Source organism: Kluyvera intermedia (assembly GCF_021440345.1).
Classification (GTDB): Bacteria; Pseudomonadota; Gammaproteobacteria; order Enterobacterales; family Enterobacteriaceae; genus Kluyvera; species Kluyvera intermedia_A.
The window spans coordinates 40,774-50,316 of record NZ_JAKCNS010000043.1; the positions used below are offsets into that span (position 1 = coordinate 40,774).

Annotated in this window: 11 protein-coding genes; 2 read left to right on the plus strand and 9 right to left on the minus strand. The window is 54.0% G+C overall.

The window, feature by feature from the left end:
• Nucleotide 1: 1 nt before the first annotated feature.
• Nucleotides 2-217 (plus strand): osmotically-inducible lipoprotein OsmB, encoded by a 216-nt coding sequence (gene osmB / locus LZ634_RS13595; RefSeq protein WP_234506012.1) that lies wholly within the window; start codon nt 2-4, stop codon nt 215-217.
• Nucleotides 218-303: 86 nt separating this feature from the next.
• Here osmB and yciH read toward each other — a convergent pair whose 3' ends face one another.
• From yciH to pgpB, 5 genes are all read right to left on the minus strand, one after another.
• Nucleotides 304-630, minus strand: a complete 327-nt coding sequence (yciH, locus tag LZ634_RS13600; protein ID WP_234506014.1) for a stress response translation initiation inhibitor YciH — start codon at nt 628-630, stop codon at nt 304-306.
• On the minus strand, nt 630-1,364 hold the full coding sequence (pyrF, locus tag LZ634_RS13605; protein ID WP_234506016.1) for an orotidine-5'-phosphate decarboxylase: 735 nt from the start codon (nt 1,362-1,364) through the stop codon (nt 630-632). Before pyrF ends, yciH begins: the two co-directional genes overlap by 1 nt.
• Nucleotides 1,365-1,515: 151 nt before the next feature.
• Complete coding sequence (gene lapB, locus LZ634_RS13610) at nt 1,516-2,685, minus strand: lipopolysaccharide assembly protein LapB (RefSeq protein WP_234506019.1); 1,170 nt, start codon at nt 2,683-2,685, stop codon at nt 1,516-1,518.
• Between the two features lie 6 nt (nt 2,686-2,691).
• Nucleotides 2,692-3,000: a LapA family protein gene (locus LZ634_RS13615; protein ID WP_234506023.1), complete on the minus strand. Its 309-nt coding sequence runs from the start codon at nt 2,998-3,000 to the stop codon at nt 2,692-2,694.
• A gap of 184 nt (nt 3,001-3,184) precedes the next feature.
• Nucleotides 3,185-3,895, minus strand: coding sequence for a phosphatidylglycerophosphatase B (gene pgpB, locus LZ634_RS13620; protein WP_234506026.1), 711 nt, complete (start codon nt 3,893-3,895; stop codon nt 3,185-3,187).
• Between the two features lie 167 nt (nt 3,896-4,062).
• On the opposite strand from pgpB, the gene ribA reads away from it, so the two are divergent.
• Nucleotides 4,063-4,653, plus strand: coding sequence for a GTP cyclohydrolase II (ribA, locus tag LZ634_RS13625; RefSeq protein ID WP_052281643.1), 591 nt, complete (start codon nt 4,063-4,065; stop codon nt 4,651-4,653).
• A 268-nt stretch (nt 4,654-4,921) separates the two neighbouring features.
• Here the strand turns inward: ribA and acnA are convergent, their stop codons facing one another.
• The 4 genes from acnA to cysB all read right to left on the minus strand — a co-directional run bounded on the left by acnA (nt 4,922) and on the right by cysB (nt 9,401).
• The gene (gene acnA / locus LZ634_RS13630) at nt 4,922-7,597 is read right to left on the minus strand and encodes an aconitate hydratase AcnA (RefSeq protein ID WP_234506029.1); all 2,676 of its coding nucleotides are present in this window, start codon (nt 7,595-7,597) and stop codon (nt 4,922-4,924) included.
• Nucleotides 7,598-7,803: 206 nt separating this feature from the next.
• The gene (locus LZ634_RS13635; protein WP_234506031.1) at nt 7,804-7,971 is read right to left on the minus strand and encodes a hypothetical protein; all 168 of its coding nucleotides are present in this window, start codon (nt 7,969-7,971) and stop codon (nt 7,804-7,806) included.
• A gap of 2 nt (nt 7,972-7,973) precedes the next feature.
• Nucleotides 7,974-8,090: a YmiA family putative membrane protein gene (locus LZ634_RS13640; protein ID WP_234506034.1), complete on the minus strand. Its 117-nt coding sequence runs from the start codon at nt 8,088-8,090 to the stop codon at nt 7,974-7,976.
• 336 nt (nt 8,091-8,426) lie between these two features.
• Nucleotides 8,427-9,401, minus strand: a complete 975-nt coding sequence (gene cysB, locus LZ634_RS13645; RefSeq protein ID WP_234506037.1) for an HTH-type transcriptional regulator CysB — start codon at nt 9,399-9,401, stop codon at nt 8,427-8,429.
• Between the last annotated feature and the right edge of the window lie 142 nt (nt 9,402-9,543).

Sequence of the window (9,543 nt, forward strand, 5' to 3'; positions counted from 1 at the left end):
AATGAATTCAATGAACAAGAAAATGACTGCTGCCGTTTTAGCCGTAACGCTGGTCATGTCGCTGAGCGCATGTTCTAACTGGTCCAAACGTGACCGTAACACCGCGCTGGGTGCTGGTGCCGGTGCCATCGGTGGTGCCGTATTAACCGGTAGTACTCTGGGTACGCTGGGCGGCGCTGCGGTAGGTGGGATTATTGGCCATCAGGTTGGCAAATAATTAGCGATAGCGTCGTTGATTTGACTCGAATATCAGGGCTCCGCGAACAATCGGAGCCCTTTTCATTGGTGGGATGAACCGGCGACTCAACCGCCAGCCAGCTTCACCTTCATGCCTTTTGCTTCCAGCAGCGTTTTTAACAGGTCGCGCTTGTCGCCCTGAATCTCAATCACGCCATCTTTGAACGAGCCGCCGCAGCCGCATTTCTTCTTCAACTCAGCGGCCAGCTTCGCCAGCGCGTCATCGTCGAGATCGATACCGGTAATCAAACACACGCCCTTGCCTTTGCGACCGCTGGTCTGACGCTGGATACGTACCACACCGTCGCCTTTCGGGCGTTCCACTGCGACTTTCGGTTCATCAATACGACCGCTGTCGGTCGAATAGACCAGGCGACTGTTGCTGTCGTTCATTACGCCCCCAAATTCAACGATGCATTAATGCTGCGCAAGGTCTGCGCCGGGTCGGCAGACTGCGTCACTGGACGACCGATAACCATATAGTCAACGCCCGCCGTCTGCGCCTGCTCTGGGGTCATAATACGGCGCTGATCGCCCGCATCGCTACCCGCAGGGCGAATGCCCGGCGTAATCAGTTTAAACGCCTGGCCGAGTTCCTGCTTGAAGCGCACCGCTTCCTGCGCTGAACACACGACGCCGTCGAGGCCACAATTTTTGGTCAACTGCGCTAGTTTCGCTGCATAATCGGCCGGTGATAGCGTGATGCCCAGGTCCAGCAGATCGCTTGATTCCATGCTGGTCAGCACGGTCACCGCAATCAGCAGCGGCGCGTCTTTACCAAACGCGGTCAGCGCTTCGCGCGCGGCCGTCATCATTCGTGCGCCGCCTGACGCGTGTACGTTCACCATCCAGACGCCGAGATCCGCCGCCGCCGCTACCGCGTGCGCCGTCGTGTTTGGAATATCATGGAATTTCAGGTCCAGGAAGATATCAAAGCCGCGCTGCTGCAGGTCGCGCACCAGCTGTGGCCCAAACAGAGTAAACATCTCTTTGCCGACTTTCAGGCGACAGTCGCGCGGATCGATGCGGTCTACGAAGGCCAGCGCCTTGTCGCGATTATCATAGTCGAGGGCGACAACAACAGGAGAGGATGTAACGACACGGGAAGAAGATGAAGCAACGGACATGACTGGACCTTCTTATTGATGGGCACGCGGGGGTGCGGAAAAGGTAAACGGGCAGCATTCTACCTGCACGACCCAGCCCGCACAATGCCGGATGCCTGCGTAGGGGGAAATTAGAGTATGTTGTAACTAAGCGAGTTGTTTTTTTGAAAACTTACTGCCCGTCGAGCCCACGAATTGGTTTAATCGTCGACCACGCCCGGCAGGATGGGCAATGCCAATAGAGCGTATAGGCGGTAAAACCGCACTTCTGGCAGCGGTAGCGCGGCTTACTGCGCACCTGTTCGCCAACCATGTCACGCAGCACCATCAGGCTCTCTTTCGCGCGCCCTTCTTCCGCCTCATTGAGGTGGTAATCCATCAGCTTATGGAACACGCGCATTGTTGGATGTCGTTGCAGCTGGCGCGTCACGTAGGTCTGCGCCACTTCGCTGCCTCTACCCTGCTCCATTACCTGAGCCAGCATCAGTTCAGCCGTGGCACCGGTATTCTCTTCAACGCAGCGCTGTAAGAAATGTTCCCACTCGCTGTTTTTCCCCAGTTGGTGATAGCAGGTTTGCAGCATTTCCAGCGTTTCACTGACCAGTTCTTTGTCCTGGTCGATAACACGCAGCAGGCTGTCCATGGCTTTGGCATAGTCGCCCTTCGCCATCCAGGCGCGTCCCATCATGATTGAAACACGTGCGCTGGACGGGTCGGCCGCTGCGCCGCGTTTAAGCAGCGACATGGCTTTATCCAGATCGTCATTCCCCATCTGCTGCAACGCCAGTTCGCACCAGAAATGGGCAATCTCGCCACGATGTTTGTCTTTTCCCAGCTTAACCAGGCGCTCGGCGGTGTCGATGGCTTTTTGCCAGTCGCTGGTCGCCTGATAAATCTGCAGTAGTTGCTGGAGTGCGCTAATGCGGAAATCAGTTTCATCCACCAGCTGGTTGAACATATCTTCGGCGCGGTCATACATCCCTGCCGCCATGTAATCGCGGCCGAGCTGTTGTACCGCCAGCAGACGCTGGTCATAGGTCAGCGAGGCGCTTTCCATCAGGGTTTGGTGGATGCGGATAGCACGGTCAACTTCACCGCGTGAGCGGAACAGGTTGCCGAGCGTCAGGTGGGCTTCTACGGTGCCGGTGTCCTCTTTGAGCATATCGAGGAACAGGTCAACCGCTTTATCCTGCTGGTTACTTAATAGAAAGTTCACCCCTGCCACGTAGTCACGCGACAAGCGGTTCGCTTCGTCCTGTTTGGACTGTTGTGCACTTCTGCGCCCCATATACCAGCCATAGGCGGCGGCGACGGGTAAAAGCAGAAACAACAACTCCAGCATAGCTAATTATTCCTTCGCCATCGGGGCCGCCGGAGTTTCCGGAGTGACCGAATCTGGCGCAATCTGATGCTCCAGTCTTTTGATCTTACGTTCTGCGCGCAGCAGCGATACACGAACGCGTAACCAGAACAAGCCACAGACCAGCCAGCCAATAGCGAAACCAACGGCAAACAGCACCGCCAGTAGCGTCGAAATTCGGAACTCACCCTGCGCCAGTAAATAGTTGAAGGTCACAAGCTGATCGTTTTGCGCACCCAGCGTCACTGAGATGACGAAAATCGCTAACACCAATAAAAATATAAGTAGGTATTTCACATTACTTCCCGTTATGCGGCTTCTGCAGTGTAAACACCGCACCCAGCCTTATAAAATAACATCTTCACCGCGACGACGAAATGGAAAAGCGTGCCATAAGACAACGATCTGAGGGTAACTACGATGAAAATCAACCCTTTTCCTTTTTTTCCAGCGTCACGCCCCTGTTTTATGTCTCTTTTTCCTACAATCTACATAGCCGTTGGGCCAACCCGCAGGCCAGGGTCGCCAAAAGCCAGGACATCACCGTTGCCACCATCAAATCCAGCGGCCAATGCATGCCCAGCAGCAGACGACTTCCCATCACGCTAATGGCCCATGCCACGGCTAGCGCCAGCCCCAGCGCATTGCGACGCGACCACAGCAGCCCCACCAGAAGTAAAGCCCAGGTCGCCGCAAACATGGTGTGGCCGGATGGGAAGGCAAAGCCGGTTTCTTTTTGCCAATGATGGCGTAAAAAACCCGGGATATCATTTTGATGCGCCAACTGTTCTTTCACCAGCGCGCTTCGTTCGCTGCGCTTTAAAGTGTAGAACTGCTCGACAGGGATCTGCTGTGTTTTTTCAAGCCACAGAACAAACGGCCTGGGTTCCTGCACCTGCGCTTTAATCAGCGATTTCGCCCCCTGACCCGCAAGGACCGCCGCGCTCAGAATGACGACCAGAATGACGCATGTGCGAAAATCAGGCCTCAGTCGCCATAAAACCACGGCACAGAGCAGCAGATGCGTGATTATCCCCCACGGCTGAGTCACCGTTTCGGTGATAGCGTACAGCACGTGCAGCCCCCAACCACTCGGTCCAGGCAACCACTGCCAGCCCGTCAACCAGACGGTAATCGGCATCAGTAATAATATGGCGGCGGCAAGTGTCGTTCGTCCGGCAATGGCGCGCATTTCTCTTCCTTTTTCTATCAATGTCACTACGTTAGCGAAAAATATCATGTCAAAATTGTGCGCTTTACGGGCGGTTGCCCGCGCATCATTAGGTGAAGTAAAGCACGTTGTGGCAAAATAAGGAAAACAGAAAGCGCCGCTGGCGCTGAGATAATCTGGAGAATCACATGCAGCTTAAACGTGTGGCAGAAGCCAAACTGCCAACCCCCTGGGGCGATTTCCTGATGGTGGGTTTTGAAGAACTGGCAACCGGTCACGATCATGTGGCGCTGGTTTTTGGTGATATTACCGGGCAAACGCCCGTGCTGTCTCGGGTTCACTCGGAATGTTTGACCGGCGATGCGCTCTTTAGCCTGCGCTGTGATTGCGGTTTCCAGCTCGAAGCGGCGCTGTCGCACATTGCCGAAGAAGGTCGTGGTATCCTGCTGTACCATCGCCAGGAAGGTCGTAACATCGGCCTGCTGAACAAAATTCGCGCCTACGCGCTGCAGGATCAGGGCTACGACACCGTCGAAGCCAACCACCAGTTGGGTTTTGCGGCTGATGAGCGTGACTTCACCCTGTGTGCCGATATGTTCAAACTGCTGGGCGTTGATGCGGTTCGCCTGCTGACTAACAACCCGAAAAAGGTTGAGATTCTGACCGAAGCCGGCATCAATATCGTGGAACGCGTCCCGCTTATCGTCGGGCGCAATCCGAAGAATGCTCACTATCTCGACACGAAAGCGGCGAAGATGGGGCATCTGCTCAAACAGTAATACGATTGTCGCCGTTTATGCTCATAAGCGGCGACACTTTCTTCGCGCAGCAACGTCCACTCGCTTTATCTCCCCTGTTTTTTATCCCTCCGCTTGCTAGCAGCATGCTTATCGCACGGTTTATACATTCCACTGAATAAAACGTTCTACGGTCTTCATCTGAACGTGGCTTTCCTACAGTGATTTTGCGCCTGGAACGTTAAGCGACTGCTTCAGATAACCGCAGTCGCGCTTAGATGGGATGGGGGCCAACGAGTGCCCCCTTTCGTTAGTTCAGCATATTACGGATAACATAGTGCAGGATGCCGTCATTCTGGTAATAGGTCAGTTCGGTAGCCGTATCGATACGGCAGCGACACAGCAACGTCTGCACGTTGCCATCAGCGCGGGTGATTATCACTGGGATTATCGCCCCCGGACGCAGCTGCTGTAGCCCGGAAATATCAATCCGCTCATCCCCGGTGAGGTTAAGCGTTTTACGCGTTTGCCCCTGTGGGAATTCCAGCGGCAAGATCCCCATACCAATCAGGTTAGAACGATGAATACGCTCAAAGGATTCGGCGATCACCACGCGAACACCCAATAAACGAGGCCCTTTCGCCGCCCAGTCGCGGCTGGAGCCGGAACCATACTCTTTACCCGCAATCACCGCCAGCGGCGTACCCTGAGCCTGATACTGCATGGCGGCATCATAAATCGACATCACTTCGCTTCCAGGTAGCAGCCGAGTCATACCGCCCTCCACGCCGGGTACCATTTCATTGCGAATACGGATGTTGGCAAAGGTACCGCGCATCATCACCAGATGATTCCCGCGACGTGAACCGTAGGAGTTAAAGTCGCGGCTGGCTACGCCATTCTCCTGAAGATAGCGTCCGGCCGGGCTATCCGCTTTAATGCTCCCTGCTGGCGAGATATGGTCGGTGGTAACGGAATCCCCCAACATCGCCAGTACCCGGGCACCGCGAATATCCTGTACCGGTTCCGGCGTTACGCCCATTTCATCAAAGAACGGCGACAGACGGATATAGGTTGAGTCCTCCTGCCAGCCGTAGGTATCCGATGCGGGAACCTGAATCGCCTTCCACTCCGGCGTTCCGGCAAATACTGCCGCATACTCTTTGTGGAACATGTCGGTGGAAACCTGCTGTACCGCTTGCGCTATCTCGGCGCTACTCGGCCAGATATCCTTCAGGTAAACCGGCTGACCGCTGGGGTCATGCCCCAAAGGGTCGAGGTTCAGGTTAACCTTCATGTTGCCCGCCAACGCATAAGCCACCACCAGAGGCGGAGAAGCCAGCCAGTTGGTTTTCACCAAAGGATGTATACGACCTTCAAAGTTACGGTTGCCGGACAGCACCGCTCCTACGGTCAAATCACCCTGCTTAATGGCTGTCTCAATCGGTTCCGGCAGCGGACCTGAATTACCGATACACGTTGTACAACCATAGCCCACCAGATTAAAACCCAGCTGGTCTAAGTACGGCGTCAACCCGGCATGCGCCAGGTAGTCGGAAACAACCTTAGAGCCGGGTGCCAGCGACGCTTTTACCCAGGGTTTCGGCATGAGTCCCCGCGCTGCGGCCTTTTTCGCCAGCAGCCCGGCCGCCATCAGCACGCTAGGGTTAGACGTGTTAGTACAAGAGGTAATCGCCGCGATCACTACCGCACCTTCCGGCAGCGCGTGCTGTTGACCGTTGAGCGTAAAATCGATAGCCGGTTTATTCCCGCTCGCCGCATTCACCTCAAGCTCGGAAGCCGCGTTAAACGCCTGCGGCACATTACCGAGCGCCACGCGATCCTGCGGTCGTTTCGGCCCCGCCAGGCTGGCTTCAACATCGGCCATATCCAGCGCCAGACTCGCGGTGAAAATCGGTTCGTCTCCAGTGTGCCGCCACATGCCCTGCGCTTTGGCATAGGCTTCCACCAACGCCACCTGCTCATCGCTACGGCCACTGAGGCGCATGTAGGAAAGCGTCACATCATCAAGAGGGAAGAAACCGCAGGTTGCGCCGTATTCCGGCGCCATATTGGCGATGGTTGCCCTGTCGGCCAGCGGCAATGAGTCCAGACCATCACCGTAAAACTCAACAAATTTACCTACCACCCCGAGTTTACGCAGCATCTGCGTGACCGTCAGCACGAGGTCGGTGGCGGTGATCCCTTCACGTAGTTTGCCAGTCAGTTTGAAACCAACCACGTCGGGGATCAGCATCGAGACCGGCTGCCCCAGCATCGCCGCCTCTGCTTCAATACCGCCAACGCCCCAGCCAAGCACGCCGAGGCCGTTAATCATGGTGGTGTGTGAGTCGGTACCGACCAGCGTGTCGGGGTAAGCCAGCCAGTCATCGCCCTGCTGTTCGCTCCATACGGCTTTACCGAGGTATTCAAGGTTAACCTGATGGCAAATCCCGGTACCCGGCGGCACCACGCGGAATCGGCTGAACGCCTGCTGCCCCCAGCGTAAGAAGGTATAGCGCTCGTGGTTTCGCGACATTTCGAGACGCACGTTTTCATCAAAAGCGTTATTGTCACCAAAACGGTCAACCGTGACCGAGTGGTCAATCACCAGGTCAACCGGCGAAAGCGGATTCACCTTGCGGGTGTCTCCTCCCAACCGTTTTACCGCCTCGCGCATGGCGGCAAGATCGACCACCGCCGGAACACCGGTGAAATCCTGCATCAACACACGCGCAGGACGATAGGCTATTTCGCGGTCAGCATGGGCATGTTTCAACCAGCCGGCCAACGCCTGAATGTCGTCGGCCGTGACCGAATCGCCATCTTGCCAGCGCAGCAGGTTTTCGAGCAGAACTTTAAGGGATTTCGGCAGGCGGGAGAGATTTCCCAGGGTTTCGGCGGCTAGCGCCAGACTGTAGTAGTGGTAGGTTTTATTATCGACCTGGAGCGTATCCTTGCAGGCCTCTCGTAGTGTTAACGACATAGCTCCTCCTTAAATAGCGGGTATCACGACTCTCCTTAGGGGATATATAAAAGATAACACACCCAGCGGATATCGCCGGGAAAGGGCTCAGATTGATAAATGCGATCAACGGCTTAATAAAACTAGCAACCGTCTGGAATTAATAGCAGGGAAAGGGTTTGTTTCGTCCTGGAGCGGGAAATGAAAGGTGGATAATACCCATGAGATTATTGTTTATTATTCTCATCTTGATTGAACAGATCAATAAAACCCTTTTGCTCGGGGGTCAATTTCCATTCGTCAGGAATATCGACTTTATTATTCTTTTCGACCGGCGGTTTCTTCGCCGCAGGTGTGCGGGGCTTCACGGGTTTGACACGTTCGGACGTCAGCATAGTTAGCCCCAAAACTTCCACACCAGGAGGGCAATTGCCAGCCAAAACAGCGCAGAACCCATGAATACGCTCAGCCACGCTTTGCGTTTCACGCCAGAGCCTTTATTTTCTGCTGCCATGACGCCTCTCTCACAATCGATATTACTTATCATTTTCACACCAATTAATTGTTACAACTAATCATCACTGGGATAAATCCTAAGTAAATTCTAAGCAAAAATCCAGTATTTTTGCGAATGCCGCGTAGAGATTTATTTATTCTTTTGACGACAAATAGATATTTGCGTAGAGAAGTTTGCCTAACGTTAAATTTATTTCTACTTTTGCTGCATTGTTGCCAATAGAAACAATTCTTAATCAAGAAACTCTTACAATTGAGGGGATTAAAGAACAGAAATACTGCTGGAGATATAAGGATACCCGCCTCCAGAGTCAGAGGCGGATAAACAGAAGGGTTATTTTTCTGGCAGCTTAATATCGTTGAACATCGCTTCAATGTCTTCATTGGAGCGCAGCGCTACCGCGGTATCGACCACATCACGGGTCAAATGCGGTGCAAAACGCTGAATGAAATCATACATGTAGCTACGCAGGAACGTGCTGCGACGGAAACCAATTTTAGTGGTGCTGTGGCTGAAAATGCCTTCCGCATCCAGCTTCACCAGATCCGGATCGGAGAGAGGATCGACCGCCATGCTGGCTATTACCCCGACCCCCAGCCCTAGTCGTACGTAAGTTTTAATCACGTCCGCATCGGTGGCGGTAAAGACAATCCGTGGCGTCAGCCCTGCGCGGTTGAACGCGGTGTCGAGTTCAGAACGGCCGGTAAAGCCAAAGGTGTAAGTCACCAGCGGATACTGCGCCAGCTCCTCAATCGTCACCGAGGTTTTCGAAGCCAGCGGGTGCTCTGGCGTCACAACGATGGAACGGTTCCAGTGGTAGCATGGCAACATAACCAGATCGTCATACAGATGCAGCGCTTCTGTCGCGATAGCAAAGTCCGCGTTACCTTTCGAAACGGCTTCGGCGATTTGCGTAGGTGACCCCTGATGCATATGCAGAGAAACGCGCGGGTAACGTTCGATAAACCCTTTAATGACGCCCGGCAGCGCGTAACGCGCCTGGGTGTGGGTCGTTGCCACGTACAGCGAACCTTTATCCGGCCAGGTATGCTCGCCGGCTACCGATTTAATGGCATCGACTTTTGACAACACTTCGCGGGCAATACGGATGATTTCCTGACCTGCGGGCGTAACCTGCGTCAGGTGTTTACCGCTACGGGCGAAAATCTGGATACCCAGCTCATCCTCCAGCATTCGAACCTGCTTACTGATGCCAGGCTGCGAGGTATACAACCCTTCAGCGGTAGAGGAGACGTTAAGGTTGTGATTGACCACCTCAACGATATAGCGAAGTTGCTGTAATTTCATGCTGTTGTATCCAGTCTGCACTTGGTAAACGGTTATAAAGACGATTTATTTATAAGAAATGCATCTTCTATAACCACTATATCATTTATAGCAAGTGTGTATAGATGGAAACAAAAAATAATAACGTTGTTTACAAAGGGCC